The following is a 14768-nucleotide window of genomic DNA, read 5'->3' as shown; positions in this document are numbered from 1 at the left end:
CGGCCCGTCCCCTCCCGTTGGGGGTGGGTGGAAAGACGGGTGGGTGGGGGCCGAGGCCCGGTGGGTCGGTGCTGGCCACCCCCCTGGACGCGCTCACAAGGTGAAACCCCTGGGCGCGCTCACAAGGTGAAACCCCTGAGTGCGCTCATGCAGGTGAAACCCCTGGGCGCACTCACGCAGGTGAAACCCCTGGGTACGCCCAGCAGGTGAATCCACCCACGGACCCGCAGCAACCCACCAACACAAGCCCCCAACCCACCCCCTTCCCACCCACCCACGGGAGGGGTCGGGTTGGCGGGTGGTGGGGTGCCCGGACGTAAAGCGCAGCAGTCCGGGCACCCCACCACCCGCCAACCCGGCACCGCACCCAACAAGCCCCGCGCAGCGGACCCGCCCGCGCCGCAGGCGCAAACAACAACCCCCACGGCGGGAAAGCCGACAACGTGGGACGAAGCCCCGCGCAGCGGCAACGCGCCGCAGGCGCACACAGAAACCCCCACGGCGGGAACGCCGACAACGCCCCGCGCCGCCAGGCGCAAACGGCAACCCCCACGGCGGGAACGCCGACAACGTGGGAAGAAGCCCGCCGCAGGCGACAACGTGGGAAGCCCACCCAGGGCGTCAGGGCGTCACCGCCCGCCCCTCCGCCGCGGAGCGTCGCGCCGCTTCGAGGACGCGCAGTGTCGCGGCTGCCTCGGTGGCGCTCACCGGGGGTGCCCCGCCGTCGCGTAGGGCTCGTGCCACCGCCGCGTAGTAGGCCGGGTAGGCCCCCGGCAGGGTCGGCACCGGCTGCCCGGCGCCGGCCTCGGGCGATGGGGTGCCGGCCGCGGGGGCGTCGCCTTCGGCGCCGAGCCGGCCCCAGTGGGACGCGGGTTCCACGCCCCAGGTGGCGCCCTCGGTGGCCGGCCGCAGGCCGGCGCGCAGTGCGGCCTCTTGTGGGTCCAGGCCGTACTTCACGTAGCCCGCCCGGCTGCCCAGCACTCTGAAGCGTGGCCCGAGTTGGGCGGTGGTGGCGCTCACCCACAGGTGGGAGCGGATGCCGCCGGCGTGGGTGAGGGCGAAGAAGGTGTCGTCGTCGGCCTCGGCGCCAGGGCGGCGGATGTCGGACTCGGCGTAGACCGAGATCGCCGGGCCGAAGAGGGTCAGTGCCTGGTCGACGAGGTGGCTGCCCAGGTCGTAGAGGAGTCCGCCCAGTTCGATCGGGTCGCCGGACTCGCGCCAGCCGCCCTTGGGTTGCGGTCGCCAGCGTTCGAAGCGGGACTCGAAGCGCTGTACTTCGCCCAGTGCGTCGTCCGCGATCAGTTGGCGCACGGTGCGGAAGTCGTTGTCCCAGCGGCGGTTCTGGAAGACCGAGAGCAGTAGTCCGCGATGGTCGGCGAGGGCGGCGAGCGCCTCGGCCTCGGCGGCGGTGGCGGCCAGCGGCTTGTCGACCACGACCGCGACGCCGGCTTCGAGTGCGGCGGTGGCCAGGGGGACGTGCGTCTTGTTCGGGGACGCCACCACGATCAGGTCGAGTGCGCCGGCGGCGGCCCGGTCCAGTACGTCCTCGGCGGTGGCCACGGTGCGGACCTGGGGGTGCTCGGCGCGGGCCTGCGCCTGCCGCTCGGGGCTGCGGGTGGAGACGGTGTCGAGCAGCAGCCCGTCGGTGGCGGCGATCAGCGGGGCGTGGAAGACCGAGCCCGCCAGGCCGTAGCCGATCAGGCCGACGCGGCGGGGGGTGGTGACTGCTTCGGGATCGCTCATGCCGTCCACTTTCGCAACGCTGTTGCCAAAGTGCAAGCAGTGCGGAGAATGGAGGGGTGAGCACCGACCACGACCCCGCCCTTCCGGATCTCGGCACCCGCCCGGACGCCGCCGCCCCCGGCGCCAACCTCCTCGCCCTGCGCGGGCACAACACCGCTCTCGTGCTGGGCCTGCTGCGCGCGGCGGGGGAGGAGGGCGTCAGCCGCCTGGAGCTGGCCGGGCGGACCGGGCTCACCCCGCAGGCGGTCAGCAAGATCACCGCCCGGTTGCGGGCCGACGGGCTGGCCGCCGAGGCGGGCCGCCGGGCCTCCACCGGCGGCAAACCGCGCACCGTGCTGCGGCTGGTCCCCGGCGCCCGGCACGCCGTCGGCGTCCACCTCGACCGCGATGAGCTCACCTGCGTCCTGGCCGACCTCACCGGCCGGCCGGTCGCCGTCCGCCGCGCGCCCCTGGACTTCGGGGCCGGTGCGGGGCCGGTGCTGGCCGCCGCGGCCCGCGAGGTCGCGGCGCTGCGGGACGCGGCGGGCGGGCCGCCGGTGCTCGGCGCGGGCGTGGCCTGCCCGGGCCCGCTGGACCACGCGACGGGCGTGTTGCGCCAGGTCACCGGCGCCCCGCGGTGGGACGGCTTCCCGTTGCGGGACGCGCTCGCCGAGGCCCTCGGCCTGCCGGTGGTGCTGGACAAGGACACCAACGCGGCGGCCCTCGGTCTCCGCCGCGCCCCGGCCGAGGCCGGCGGGGCCTCGTTCGCCTACCTCCACCTGGGGACCGGGCTCGGCGCCGGGCTGGTCCTCGACGGCGACCTCCACCGCGGACCGCACACCGGCGCCGGCGAGTTCGGCCACCAGGTCGTGCAGTTGGACGGGCCGCGCTGCGACTGCGGGCGGCGCGGCTGCGTCGAGGCGCTCTGCCTGGCGGCGGTGGCCCGCGGCGACCTGGCGGCGGCGGCCCGGGTGCTGGGCGTGGCCGCGGCCAACCTCGTCGAACTCCTCGACGTCGACCGGGTGCTGCTCGGCGGGCGCACCGTGCTCGCGCACCCCGAGCGGTTCCGGGACGGCGTGGCCCGGGTCCTCGCCGACCACGCGGCCCTGCGCGGCCGGCCGGGTGCCGGGTCCGCGGTGCCGGTGGCCCTGGCCCGGGGCGGCGCCCGCACCGTCGCGGACGGCGCCGCGGAACTGGTGCTGACCGCGCTGTTCCGCTGAGGCCGGGCGTCCGCGGCTCGCCGGGAGGTGTGGGCGGACGGCCGGTTCGACCGGGCCCCGGCGCCCCGGGGCCGCCGCGGGTGCGAAGATCGCCGGGTGGATTTCCCGTACGGCCAGGATCCTGGCGCACCCGTCCGGTCCGGCATCCCCGAGCACGGACGCATCCCCAAGTACTACGCGGCGAAGGTCGAAATCGCCGCCCTGCTCGCGGAGTTGGGCGAGGGTGAACCCCTGCCCGCCGAACGCGAACTGGCCCTGCGCTTCGAGGTCTCCCGGGAGACGCTGCGCCAGGCCCTGCGGGAACTGGTGCTGGAGGGGCGGCTGCGCAGGTCGGGGCGGAGCACGGTGGTCGCCGGGCCGAAGATGGCGCAGCCGCTCTCGCTCGCCAGCTACACCGAGGGCGTCCGCCGCCAGGGCCGCGCGCCCGGACGGCACCTCGTCTCGCTCGACCGCTTCGCCAGCCCGCCCGCGCTCGCCGAGGACCTGGGCCTCGCCGCGGGCGACGCGGTGTGGCACCTGGAGCGGGTGCTGCTCGCCGACGACGAACGGGTCGGCCTGGAGAGCACCTACGTCGCGGTCTCCCGGGTCCCCGACCTGGCCACCGACTTCGAGCCCGACTCCTCCTTCTACGCCTACCTCCACGAGCGGCTCGGCATCGACTTCGGGGACGCCGACGAACGGCTGGAGACGGTCCTGGCCACCCCGCGCGAGGCGCTGCTGATCGGGACGCCCGGCGCCCTGCCGATGCTGCTGATCCACCGGCTCTCCCGGGACACCGGGGGCCGCCCGCTGGAACGGGTGCGCTCGCTCTACCGGGGCGACCGGTTCTCGTTCACCACCCACCTGGGCGGCGGCCGGGAGTCCTGACGCGGCCCGCCGCGCGGCGTCCACCGGGCACTATGATAACGGAACGATAACGGGTCTAGGCCAAGCTTGAAGCCGTGTTAACCGGCCCGTCGCCGAACCGTCCCCCGCGGGCCACCCGCCGCAGCGAACGTCTGGGGCATGCGAGTCATAGTCGTCGGAGCCGGCGTGCTGGGAACCCTGCACGCCTGGCACGCCATCGAACGGGGCCACGAGGTCCTCCACATCGAGCGGGAGGCCGAAGCCCGCGGCGCCTCGGTCCGCAACTTCGGACAGATCTGGGTCAGCGGCCGCGCCGGCGGCGAGGAACTGGACACCGCGCTGCGCGCCCGCGAACTCTGGGAAGGCATCGGCGCCCGGGTCCCCGGCATCGGCTTCCGGGCCATCGGCTCGCTGACCGTCGTCCGCAACGACGCCGAACGCGCGGTCGCCGAGGCCGCCACCCGCCGCCCGGACGCCGCCGCCCGCGGCTACCGGCTCCTCGACGCCGAGGGGGCCCGCGCCCTCAACCCGGCCCTGCGCGGCGACCTCACCGGCGCCCTGTGGTGCGAACGAGACGCCGCCGTGGAGCCCCGCGTCGCCCAACGGGCCCTGAAGGAAGCCCTGTTGGCGTCCGGGCGGTACACCTACCTCGGCAGCCGCGAGGTCCGGGACGTGGTCGGCGAGCGCGCGGTCCGCGACGACCACGGCGCCACCCACCACGGCGACGCGGTGGTGCTGTGCACCGGCGCCTGGCTCGGCGGCCTGGTCCGGGAACTCGTCCCCGACCTGCCGGTGCGCCGGGTGCGCCTGCAGATGATGCAGACCGACCCGCTCGGCGAAGCGCTGACCACCTCCGTCGCCGACGCCGACAGCTTCCGCTACTACCCGGCCTACCGCGGCGACGCCCTGGACGCCCTCAACGCCGGCCAGGCGCAGACCCCGACCGCCGCCGCCCACAAGATGCAGCTGCTGATGGTCCAGCGCGCCGACGGCGGCCTGACCATCGGCGACACCCACGAGTACGAGGCGCCGTTCGCCTTCGACACCGTCGAGGAGCCCTACGAGCACCTCACCGGCGTCGTCGAGGCGATCCTGGGCCGCCCGCTGCCCCGCATCCGCCACCGCTGGGCCGGCGTCTACGCCCAGTGCACCGACACCAGCCGGGTCGTCCACCGCCAGCAGGTCCGCGACGGCGTCTGGTTGGTCACCGGACCCGGCGGCCGCGGCATGACCTGCTCCCCGGCCATCGCCGAAACCACCGCGAACGAACTGGGATGGTGAGCCCGTTGACGAACCCGACCGCGCACCCCGTACACCCCGACCGCCCCGAGGACGTCCGCCTGGTCGTCCTCGACATGGCCGGCACCACCGTCGCCGACGACGGCCTGGTGGAGCGGGCCTTCGACACCGCCGCCCGGCACATGGGCGTCGAGCCGGGCAGCCCCCGGCACGCCGAGCACCTCGCCTACGTCCGCGCCACCATGGGCGAATCCAAGATCTCCGTCTTCCGGCACCTGTTCGCCGCCCCGGACGGCGACCCCGAGGCCACCGAGGACGCCGCCCAGCGCGCCAACCACGCCTTCGAGACGGCCTACGGCGCCCTCGTCGACGACGGCCGGATCGCCCCCGTCCCCGGTGCCCGCGCCGCCATCGAGGCCCTCCAGGACGCCGGGCGCACCGTGGTCCTCACCACCGGATTCGCCCGGATCACCCAGGACGCCATCCTCGACGCCCTCGGCTGGCGCGACCTGGTCCGGCTCACCCTCTGCCCGGCCGACGCCGGCGGTCGCGGCCGTCCCTACCCCGACATGGTGCTGGCCGCCCTGCTGCGCACCAGCGCCGCCGACGACGTCGCACAGATCGCGGTGGCCGGCGACACCTCGTACGACATGACCGCCGGCCGCCGCAGCGGCGCCGCGGTGGTCGCCGGGGTGCTCACCGGAGCCCACGACGCCCCGCAGCTCTCGGCGGCCGGCGCCACCCACGTCCTCGGCTCGGTCGCCGAACTGCCCGCCCTGCTGGGAGTGGTGTGAGATGCCCGCCCCCTCCACCGCGGCCCCCGCCCGACCCGCCGCGCCGTCCGCACCGCCAGCCTCCGGCATCCGCTTCGACCACGTCACCGTCGCGCACGGCCGGCACGGCGAGCACGTCGTGCTGGACTCCCTCGACCTCACCGTCGCACCGGGCGAGGTGATGGCCCTGCTCGGCCCGTCCGGCTCCGGCAAGACCACCGCACTGCGGGCGGTCGCCGGATTCGTCCGGCCGGTCTCCGGGCGGGTCCTGATCGGCGGCCGGGACGTGACCGCCCTGCCGCCCTACAAGCGCGGCATCGGCATGGTCGTCCAGCAGTACGCGCTCTTCCCGCACATGAAGGTCGCCGAGAACGTCGCCTTCGGCCTCAAGGCGCAGAAGGTCCCGCGCGCCGAGATCCCCGGCCGGGTCGCCGAAGCCCTGGAGCTGGTCGGCATGGCGGCCTACGCCGACCGGCACCCCCGCGAGCTGTCCGGCGGGCAGCAGCAGCGGGTCGCCATCGCCCGGGCGCTCGCCATCCGCCCCGGCGTGCTGCTGCTGGACGAGCCGCTGTCCGCGCTCGACGCCCAGCTCCGCTCCGGCATGCTCACCGAACTCGCCCGACTGCACCGCGAGTTGCCGGACGTCTCGATCCTCTACGTCACCCACGACCAGGTGGAGGCGCTGACCCTCGCCGACCGGATCGCCGTCCTGGAGTCGGCCCGGCTGCGCGAGTGCGGCACCCCGCAGGAGCTCTACCGCAGCCCGCGCACCGCGTTCACCGCGTCGTTCGTCGGGACCGCGAACCTCCTGCCGGTGACCGTGCGCCGCGCCGGCGGCGTGGAGTTCGCCGGCCGGCCGCTGGCCGTCGCCACCGGCGACGCCACCCCGGGCGCCACCGCCACGCTGTGCGTCCGCCCGCACCGGCTCGCCACCGGCCCCGGCCCCGACCCGCACGGCAACACCCTGCGCGGCACCGTCACCGAGGTCCAGTGGCGCGGCGCCACCCACCGGCTGTACCTCACGGTCGACGGCCACCGCGTCCTCGCCGACCTGCGGGAACTGCGCGAGACCCCGCCGCTCGGCACCGAACTCACCCTGCACTTCGCCTCCGAGGACGCGGTCCTCATCCCGGCGGGCATCGAGGCGGCGGGCCCGACCGGAACCCCGACCGCAGCCGCGGCCGACCACCCGGCCGACCACCCTGCGGACGCCCCGGCGGTCGCGGCGGGCGGAGGGGCGCACCATGGCTGACCGCACCGCGCCCGACGGGGCCCGGCCGCGCGCCGCGCGCCGCCCCGGCCGGACCGGCGCCCTGTGGGCCCTGCCGCCGGTCGCCGCCCTCGCGGTGGTGTTCCTCTACCCGCTCGCCCTGGTGGTCCGCCAGTCCTTCACCCCGGAGAACGGCGGCGGGCCGTCCACCGCCCCGTACACCGCGGTGCTGGCCACCACCTCCTTCCGGGACGCGCTCACCCACACCGTGCTGATCGCGGTCGGCGCGACCCTCGGCGCGCTCCTCCTCGGCCTGCTGCTCTCCCTCGTCATCGCCTTCGTCCCGTTCCCCGGCGGCAAGGCGCTGGCCCGCTTCATCGACATCTTCCTGGCCTTCCCCTCCTTCCTGATCACCCTCGCCCTGCTGTTCCTCTACGGCACCGTCGGCGTCGCCAACGGCCTGTGGACGGACCTCACCGGCGCCGCCAACGGGCCACTGGACTTCCTGCACACCCCCTGGGGCGTCCTGCTGGCCGAGGTCACCTACTTCACCCCGTTCGTGATGCGCCCGCTGCTCGCGGCGTTCTCGCAGGTGGAGACCGCACAGCTGGAGGTCGCGGGCTCGCTGGGCGCCCGGCCGTGGCGGATCGTGCGGACGGTGATCCTGCCCGAGGCGCTGCCCTCGCTCGCCGCCGGCGGCGCCCTGGTCCTGGTGATGTGCCTGAACGAGTTCGGGATCGTGCTGTTCACCGGCGCCAAGAACGTCGTCACCCTGCCGGTGCTCGTCTACACCAAGGCGATCCTGGACGGCGACTACACCGGGGCCTGCGTCGTCGCGGTCGTCAACATCGTCCTGTCGGTCGCCCTGTACGCCCTCTACCGGACGGTGATGGCCCGCACGGGCGGCACCCCCGGGCGCCGCAAGCGCCCCCGGGCCTCCATCGACGCAGCCGACGCAGCCGACGCAGCCGGCGCCGAGCCGGCCGCCCCCGTCACCGTCGGCCGGGCCGAGGCGGCCGCCGCGATTCCGGCTGCCTCCGCTGCCTCCGCTGCCTCCGCTGTCCCTTCTGTGTCCCCCGTCCCCGCCCTCACCGCAGGAGGTGCCGACCGTGCTCGTGCATAGCGCAGCCGCCCGCCGGGTCGTCTGGGCGGTGTTCTTCCTCCTCTTCGTCCCGGTCTTCGCCCTCCCGCTGCTGGTGGTCGTCGCCGCGTCGTTCGCCGGCGGCTGGAGCGGCGCCCTGCCCTCCGGCCTGACCCTGACGCACTATCGGGACATCGCCACGGGGGACGCGCTCACCGCCCTGACCACCAGCGTCCTCACCGCCCTCGCCGCCAGCCTCGCCGCGCTGACCGCCGGCACCTGGGCCGCGCTGGCCGCCGAGAAGCTCGGCCGGCGTTCCCGACGGGTGCTGGACGCCCTCTTCCTGCTGCCGGTCGCCGTCCCCTCCGTCGTCGTCGGCCTCGCCCTCCTCGTGGCCTTCTCCCAGCCGCCGTTCCTCCTCAACGGCACCCCGCAGATCGTGATCATCGCCCACACCGTGCTGGTCACCGCCTTCGCCTACCAGTCGGTGACGGCCGCACTGGCCCGCCTCGACCCGGCCTACGAGCAGAGCGCCGCCGGCCTCGGCGCCCGCCCCGGCTACGTCCTGCGGCGGGTCAAGCTCCCCCTGCTCCTGCCGTCGCTGACCGCGGCCGCGGGCCTGTGCTTCGCCCTGTCCATGGGCGAGTTGAGCGCCACGATGATGCTCTACCCGCCGGACTGGATGCCGCTGCCGGTGCAGATCTTCGCCGCCACCGACCGCGGCGCCCTCTTCACCGGCGCCGCCCTCGCGGTGGCCCTGATGGCCACCACCCTCCTCGTCCTGCTCGGCGTCTCCCGCATCCGCACCCGGGCCGCCCACCGCTGACCCCCACGCCACCCCCCGCCTCCCCGTCGCCCCGACCGTTCCCCAGGAGCACCCACCATGCCCAGCCGCCTGCACCGCCCCCTGACCGCCGGCGCCGCCGTCCTCGTCCTGGCCGCCTCCGTCACCGCCTGCGGTTCCTCGGCCGCCGACCCCAACGCCAAGGAGATCACCGTCTACAGCGCCGACGGCCTCAAGAGCGAACAGGGCGACGGCTTCTACGACAAGGTCTTCAAGGACTTCGAGAAGCAGACCGGCATCAAGGTCAACTACGTCGAGTCCGGCTCCGGCGCCGCCGTCCAGCGCCTGGCCCGGGAGCGCACCAACACCAAGGCGGACGTGCTCGTCACCCTGCCGCCGTTCATCCAACAGGCCGACGGCAAGGGCCTGCTGGACATCTACCGCCCCCGGGGCGCCGAACACGTCGCCGCCGCCGACCAGGACCCCAACGGCAAGTGGGTCTCCATCGTCAACAACTACTTCTGCTTCATCTACAACAAGAAGGAGCTCAAGCAGCCCCCGGCCACCTGGCAGGACCTCACCGACCACCGCTTCGCCGGCAAGCTCCAGTACTCCACCCCCGGCGTCGCCGGCGACGGCACCGCCGTGCTGATCAAGGCCCTGCACGACTTCGGCGGCCAGGGCCCGGCCATGGACTTCCTCAAGAAGCTCCAGGCCAACAACGTCGGCCCGTCCTCCTCCACCGGCCAGCTCGCACCCAAGACCGACAAGGGCGAACTCCTCGTCGCCAACGGCGATGTGCAGATGAACTACGCCAACATGAAGTCCATGCCCAACCAGGGCATCTTCTTCCCCGCCGCCAAGCCCGGCGCCCGCCCCGCCACCTTCGCCCTGCCGTACGCCGCCGGCCTGGTCAAGAACGCCCCGCACGCCGCCAACGCCCGGAAGTTCCTCGACTACCTGCTCAGCAAGCCGGTCCAGGAAGAGGTCTCGGCCGTCGGCGGCGGCTTCTCCGCCCGCCAGGACATCAAGGCCACCGACCCCAACGCCGTGGCCCTCGCCAAGATCATGAAGGGCGTCGACGTCTTCCAGCCCGACTGGAACGACATCGACAAGAACCTCGACACCTACATCGACGCCTGGAAGACCGCAACCGGAAGCTGACCACCACCGACCGGGGCCCGCGGGCCGTCGCTGACTTAGGCTGGGCCCGTCGGCCGCCCGTTCGGGCCGGCCGGCGCCCTGGCCGTTCGGCCAGTCTGGTCAACCCGCACGACAGGAGTGGCAGTGGCAGAGCGCAAGCCGATCGAGTCCTGGCTCACCGACATGGACGGCGTCCTGATGCACGAGGGCGTCCCGGTCCCCGGCGCGGACGCCTTCATCAAGCGGCTCCGCGAATCGGGCAAGCCCTTCCTCGTCCTGACCAACAACTCCATCTACACCCCGCGCGACCTGCACGCCCGCCTCAACCGCATCGGCCTGGACGTCCCCTGGGAGTCCATCTGGACCTCCGCGCTGGCCACCGCCCAGTTCCTCGACGACCAGCGCCCCGGCGGCACCGCCTACGTCATCGGCGAGGCCGGCCTCACCACCGCGCTGCACGACATCGGCTACGTCCTCACCGACCACGCCCCCGACTACGTCGTCCTCGGCGAGACCCGCACCTACAGCTTCGAGGCCCTCACCAAGGCCATCCGGCTGATCGACGCCGGCGCCCGCTTCATCGCCACCAACCCCGACGAGACCGGCCCCTCCCCGCAGGGCGCGCTGCCCGCGACCGGGTCGGTGGCCGCGCTGATCACCAAGGCCACCGGCGTCGAGCCGTACTTCGTCGGCAAGCCCAACCCGCTGATGATGCGCCACGCGCTGAACGCCATCGGCGCCCACTCCGAGTCCTCCGCCATGATCGGCGACCGGATGGACACCGACGTGGTCGCCGGCCTGGAGGCGGGCATGGAGACCTTCCTCGTCCTCACCGGCCTGACCCGCCCCGAGGACATCGAACGCCACCCGTTCCGTCCCTCCCGCGTCGTCGACTCCATCGCGGACCTGGTCGACCTGGTCTGACCCGCGCCCCGGGGCCGGCAGCACGCCCGCCGACCCCGGGCCGCACCGGCCTCCCTCCACCCGAACGGCGCAGTCCGGCCCCGCCCCGGATGCGCCCGGCGGCGTGCCGACGGACCTTCGGAGTATCCGGAGGTACACCATGCGCTCACCGCAGCTCGCACTCTGTGCCGCGGTCGCGGCGTGTGCGGTGACGACGGCACCCGCGTACGCCGAAGCAGGACGCGGCGCACGCACCCCCCAGACCGCCGTCGTCACCGCCCCGGCCGCCCACGGCCCGCGCCACCGCCCCGGCCCGCACTCCACCGAAACCGGCACCGCCCCGGCCCGCGCCACCGCCCCGGTCGCGACGGCGCCCGGCGGCACCGCGCCCGTCCTGGCCGCCCGGATCCACCTCACACCCCACCGCGTCACCGCCCACCGGGAACTGAGCAGCACCTCGGCCGTCACCCTGGTCCTGGCGGGCGGCGCGATCCTGGTCATCGCCGGCCAGCTGCTCCGCCTCAGGCTCCGGCTCCGCCGCGAACGCCAAGGGGGCGACAGTGCCGACGAACAGTGACGCCGCCGCCACACCACGGGCCGAGGACCGTCCGGCCCGCCCGGACGCCGCGCACCTGACCCCTCCGCGGGACGGCGCGGATCCGACCGCCCCGAGGAGCGGCGCGGAAGCAGCCGCCCGGCCCGGCCGACGACCCCACGGAGGGATCCGCATCGCACGGGCGAGGGTTCCGCGGCCCGCCGAGCGGACGGAGGCGACGCCTCCGCACCCCGCCGCCCCGGCGCCCCGCCTCCTGGCGGGCCTGGTCGGGGTGGTGCTGCTGCTGATCTGCTGGCTCTGCGGCGGGGGCCCCGGGTCGCCGGGCGGCGGTCCGGCGCGGTTCCCCGTGACCGGTGACGCCGCCGCCGTCGGCCGTGCCCCGGCCGACCCGTCGCACCAGGCCCGCACGTCCGCGCCACACCGTCGGGTCCCCTCGCCCCACGGCACCGCGGGACAACACGACTGAGGCCCCTCGCAACTGCGAGGGGCCTCAGTCCTACGTGCGCCGCCAGGGACTCGAACCCCGGACCCGCTGATTAAGAGTCAGCTGCTCTAACCAACTGAGCTAGCGGCGCGCGCTGACGAGGAAAACTCTACACGAACTCCGGGGGTGGTCCGTACCCAGGAACGCGCCGCCCACGCCTCCACCCCCTGTGATCCCCGCCACCCCCACACCCGTGCGCCGTGCGGCCACCCACTCCCGACGGCGCCCCCACTCACCGACCGCGCTCCGTCCCAGCCGCCCCGTAGCTCGTGGGGGACCCTTTCTGCCCGGGGCCAAAGTCCCGGCGCCTCGGGACCTTCGCCTACCGAGGCGCCCGAAGGGTTCTGTGAAGATCGAGTTCAAGCCGTAGTGCATCAGTTGCCCCGTCAACATGCGGTATCTCCCGGCCGTTGAGAGGGTGGGGCCAGCGCCGGGGCGCGGCGGAGCCGACGCCGGGGCGCGCGGACCCGCACGAGCAGCCGCGCCGGAGGTGAACGGGGATGACGGTCCCGGTGCACGCAGCTCCCGGCACCGTGCGCGACACCCTCCGCCCGGCCCGGTCAGCCGGCCCCCACGCCCGCGCACACTTCCTCCGCGGATCATGGCGTCCATCACTACTCCGCCCTCACCTGCAACCCCATCCCGCGAGCCGACGTCTGCTAGGACGCGAGCCCCGAACCGGGGCCCCGGGACTCGCCCCTCTTTGGAAAGGTTGATCGTCGTGGTGTCGACAGCCAAGCGCACCCTTGAGATGCAGCTGCTCCTCGGGCCGGACGAAGCCGTTCCGGTGGCCGGCCGGTTCAGCTACCGCAGTGACCGCCCCTACGAGGTCGAGGTCGCGTTCCTCAGCCGCGGCGAGACCGTCGCCACCTGGCTGTTCGCCCGCGAACTGCTGCTCGGCGGCGTCTGCGGCGAGGTCGGGCAGGGGGACGTGCGGGTGTGGCCGGACCGCCGGGCCGGCGCGTCCCACCGCATCCACGTCGAACTCGCCACCGACGACAACGTCTGCGAGCTGACGGTGCGCGCCACGGAGCTCACCGCCTGGCTGGAGCAGACCGCGGCCATCGTCCCGCCCGGCCACGAGGACCGCTATCTCGATATGGACGCCCACCTGGCCCGCCTGCTAGCGGGGAAGTGCTGATGACTCCCACTCCCATGACGACGACGCCCGACGCCCGCCTCGCCATACGCGCGCGGGCCACCCCGGAAGCGAGCGCCCCCGGCACCACGGCGACCGCCGCCCCGAGGGACGCGACCGCGGGCGGTGCGGGCGGCCGTCCCGCCGCCCACCGCATCCCGCCCGCCCGGACCGGCGCCGATCCCGCCGTCCGCATCCCGGCGCAGGGCGGCCCCGCCGTCGCCACCGCCGGACCGGCCGGGGCTGCCGACGGCGCTTCCGCCGACGGCGACGCCTCCGGGGCCCCCGCCCCGCACGACCCGTGCGCCCACGGCTTCCTCCCGGAGCGGCCTCCCGTGCGCTCCATGATCGGCACCTGGACCCGGCTGGACGCCATGGCCCGCGAGGCGGCCGTCGTCCCCGATCGCGCCAGCGCCCTCGCCGTCGTCGAACGCGCCCATCGCGCGGACGAGTTGACCGCCCTGCGGCAGCGCGTCTCCCGCCTCTCGCCGCGCAACGCGGAGGCCGCCGCCATGCGCGTCGCGGTCATCGCGGTGTCCTGCGGCTGGAGCGCCCTCGACCCGCAGGCGCCGGCCGCCCGCGAGGTCGCCAACGAGGCGTTCCTGGAACTCTGGGCGGCCATCGCGCACCGCATCGACCACGACCAGTTCGTCGCCCTGCCCACCCTCGCGCTCCACAACTGGGCCCCGGAACGCAAACCGCGCCGGCACATCCCCATCGACCAACTCGCCCGCACCGAACAGCTGGTCCCGATCGTGCGCTGGGCCCCGGAGGGCCAGCCGCTCAGCCGCCTCGACCGGCTGATGCTCGCCGCGACCCGCCTGGAGGCGCACGGCATCTGGCTCTTCCGCCTCGCCGACACCCTGGCCGGCCGCGCCCCCGACGACTCGTCCACCCCGATGGCGCTGCGCCGCCTGGTCCGCATCCAGCACGCGCTGCGCGCCCAGCTGCACTCCGAGGCGGCCGAACTGGCGGCGGCCCCGGCCACCGACCAGCAGCGCGCGGTGCTCGGTGCGCTCGCCGAACAGGGCGCCCTGGAACCGCCCGTCCTCCAGGCCGCCGACGCCGTCCTGGGCATCGGCGGTCGCCGCCTCGGCGAGGGCCGCCGGCAACACCTGCGCCGCCACCTCCCGGCCCAACACCGCGCCTGGCTCAGCGCCATGGACCGGCACTGCGCCCCCGTCCGCACCCTCGCCCACCGCGGCGGCCCCGACGCCGCCGTCTACCGCGAGGCCCAGGAGTCGCTCATCGCCCTCCGCCGCACCTACACCGCCCTCGTCCACACCGCCGCCGCCCCCACCCCGGGCCCGTTCCCGGAAGCCGCGTGACGGCACCGACGACCGGCATCGAGGACCGGCACCGGCGCGCAGCGGCCGCCCTGACCCGCGCCACCCAACGGCACCACACGCCGCCAGCGACTCGGCCCTGACAGCGAGCGGCACCAGGCGGCTCGACCGCACCGACGCCCGGCGCCGAGCGAAGCGCCGCGCGACGAGTGACGCCGCTCGGAGCGCCGCGCCGACGAGCCGCACCAAGCGGAGTGCGGGCACCGGCGAGCGGCCCGGGCCGGCCGGGCAGGACCCGCCCACCCGGCGGCGCGAACCGGCCCCGCGGCGCGAACCGGCCCCGCGGCGCGAACCGGCCCCGCGGCGCGAACCGGCCCCGCGGC

Annotated in this window: 13 protein-coding genes, 1 tRNA gene and 1 pseudogene; 13 read left to right on the top strand and 2 right to left on the bottom strand. The window is 75.1% G+C overall.

The window, feature by feature from the left end; all coding sequences use genetic code 11:
• Positions 1–621: 621 nt before the first annotated feature.
• Positions 622–1743, bottom strand: coding sequence for a Gfo/Idh/MocA family oxidoreductase (locus ACJ6WD_RS40730; RefSeq protein WP_233657593.1), 1122 nt, complete (start codon positions 1741–1743; stop codon positions 622–624).
• A 56-nt stretch (positions 1744–1799) separates the two neighbouring features.
• On the opposite strand from ACJ6WD_RS40730, the gene ACJ6WD_RS40725 reads away from it, so the two are divergent.
• From ACJ6WD_RS40725 to ACJ6WD_RS40675, 11 genes and pseudogenes are all read left to right on the top strand, one after another.
• Positions 1800–2942 carry an ROK family protein gene (locus ACJ6WD_RS40725; RefSeq protein WP_407617759.1) on the top strand — a complete coding sequence of 381 codons (1143 nt, stop codon included), beginning with the start codon at positions 1800–1802 and terminating at the stop codon, positions 2940–2942.
• A gap of 96 nt (positions 2943–3038) precedes the next feature.
• Positions 3039–3809: a GntR family transcriptional regulator gene (locus tag ACJ6WD_RS40720; RefSeq protein ID WP_233657595.1), complete on the top strand. Its 771-nt coding sequence runs from the start codon at positions 3039–3041 to the stop codon at positions 3807–3809.
• Positions 3810–3947: 138 nt separating this feature from the next.
• Entirely contained in the window at positions 3948–5069 is a 1122-nt protein-coding gene (locus tag ACJ6WD_RS40715) for a TIGR03364 family FAD-dependent oxidoreductase (RefSeq protein ID WP_407617758.1), read from the top strand.
• Positions 5063–5821 carry a phosphonatase-like hydrolase gene (locus ACJ6WD_RS40710; RefSeq protein ID WP_407617757.1) on the top strand — a complete coding sequence of 253 codons (759 nt, stop codon included), beginning with the start codon at positions 5063–5065 and terminating at the stop codon, positions 5819–5821. The genes ACJ6WD_RS40715 and ACJ6WD_RS40710 overlap by 7 nt, the downstream gene beginning before the upstream one ends.
• 1 nt (position 5822) lies before the next feature.
• Positions 5823–7052, top strand: a complete 1230-nt coding sequence (locus tag ACJ6WD_RS40705; protein WP_407617756.1) for an ABC transporter ATP-binding protein — start codon at positions 5823–5825, stop codon at positions 7050–7052.
• Positions 7045–7914, top strand: a pseudogene (locus tag ACJ6WD_RS40700) (2-aminoethylphosphonate ABC transporter permease subunit); the annotation flags it as partial. The gene ACJ6WD_RS40705 and the pseudogene ACJ6WD_RS40700, both read left to right, overlap by 8 nt.
• Before the next feature lie 205 nt (positions 7915–8119).
• Positions 8120–8917, top strand: coding sequence for an ABC transporter permease (locus ACJ6WD_RS40695; RefSeq protein ID WP_233657600.1), 798 nt, complete (start codon positions 8120–8122; stop codon positions 8915–8917).
• Between the two features lie 57 nt (positions 8918–8974).
• Entirely contained in the window at positions 8975–10039 is a 1065-nt protein-coding gene (locus ACJ6WD_RS40690) for a 2-aminoethylphosphonate ABC transporter substrate-binding protein (RefSeq protein WP_233657601.1), read from the top strand.
• A 123-nt stretch (positions 10040–10162) separates the two neighbouring features.
• Positions 10163–10942: an HAD-IIA family hydrolase gene (locus ACJ6WD_RS40685; RefSeq protein ID WP_020931251.1), complete on the top strand. Its 780-nt coding sequence runs from the start codon at positions 10163–10165 to the stop codon at positions 10940–10942.
• Between the two features lie 139 nt (positions 10943–11081).
• The gene (locus ACJ6WD_RS40680; protein WP_407617755.1) at positions 11082–11498 is read left to right on the top strand and encodes a hypothetical protein; all 417 of its coding nucleotides are present in this window, start codon (positions 11082–11084) and stop codon (positions 11496–11498) included.
• Positions 11482–11943 carry a hypothetical protein gene (locus tag ACJ6WD_RS40675; RefSeq protein WP_407617754.1) on the top strand — a complete coding sequence of 154 codons (462 nt, stop codon included), beginning with the start codon at positions 11482–11484 and terminating at the stop codon, positions 11941–11943. Before ACJ6WD_RS40680 ends, ACJ6WD_RS40675 begins: the two co-directional genes overlap by 17 nt.
• 35 nt (positions 11944–11978) lie before the next feature.
• Here ACJ6WD_RS40675 and ACJ6WD_RS40670 read toward each other — a convergent pair.
• Positions 11979–12052: transfer RNA gene (locus ACJ6WD_RS40670), tRNA-Lys, on the bottom strand.
• Between the two features lie 633 nt (positions 12053–12685).
• Between ACJ6WD_RS40670 and ACJ6WD_RS40665 the strand changes: the two genes are divergently transcribed.
• Together ACJ6WD_RS40665 and ACJ6WD_RS40660 are read left to right on the top strand one after the other, a co-directional pair.
• Complete coding sequence (locus ACJ6WD_RS40665; protein ID WP_232817083.1) at positions 12686–13102, top strand: SsgA family sporulation/cell division regulator; 417 nt, start codon at positions 12686–12688, stop codon at positions 13100–13102.
• Positions 13102–14427 carry a hypothetical protein gene (locus ACJ6WD_RS40660; protein ID WP_233657603.1) on the top strand — a complete coding sequence of 442 codons (1326 nt, stop codon included), beginning with the start codon at positions 13102–13104 and terminating at the stop codon, positions 14425–14427. The genes ACJ6WD_RS40665 and ACJ6WD_RS40660 overlap by 1 nt, the downstream gene beginning before the upstream one ends.
• The last annotated feature ends 341 nt before the right edge of the window (positions 14428–14768 follow it).

This window comes from Streptomyces sp. VTCC 41912 (assembly GCF_045799175.1).
Classification (GTDB): Bacteria; Actinomycetota; Actinomycetes; order Streptomycetales; family Streptomycetaceae; genus Streptomyces; species Streptomyces albulus_C.
This window is presented reverse-complemented; position numbering and strand designations above follow the sequence as displayed.

Bases quoted from the DNA above. Each gene is read 5' to 3' on its own strand.
- ACJ6WD_RS40690 (WP_233657601.1), top strand. From the start codon at position 8,975: ATGCCCAGCCGCCTGCACCGCCCCCTGACCGCCGGCGCCGCCGTCCTC.
- ACJ6WD_RS40660 (WP_233657603.1), top strand. From the start codon at position 13,102: ATGACTCCCACTCCCATGACGACGACGCCCGACGCCCGCCTCGCCATA.
- ACJ6WD_RS40705 (WP_407617756.1), top strand. From the start codon at position 5,823: ATGCCCGCCCCCTCCACCGCGGCCCCCGCCCGACCCGCCGCGCCGTCC.
- ACJ6WD_RS40680 (WP_407617755.1), top strand. From the start codon at position 11,082: ATGCGCTCACCGCAGCTCGCACTCTGTGCCGCGGTCGCGGCGTGTGCG.
- ACJ6WD_RS40715 (WP_407617758.1), top strand. From the start codon at position 3,948: ATGCGAGTCATAGTCGTCGGAGCCGGCGTGCTGGGAACCCTGCACGCC.
- ACJ6WD_RS40710 (WP_407617757.1), top strand. From the start codon at position 5,063: ATGGTGAGCCCGTTGACGAACCCGACCGCGCACCCCGTACACCCCGAC.
- ACJ6WD_RS40730 (WP_233657593.1), bottom strand. From the start codon at position 1,743: ATGAGCGATCCCGAAGCAGTCACCACCCCCCGCCGCGTCGGCCTGATC.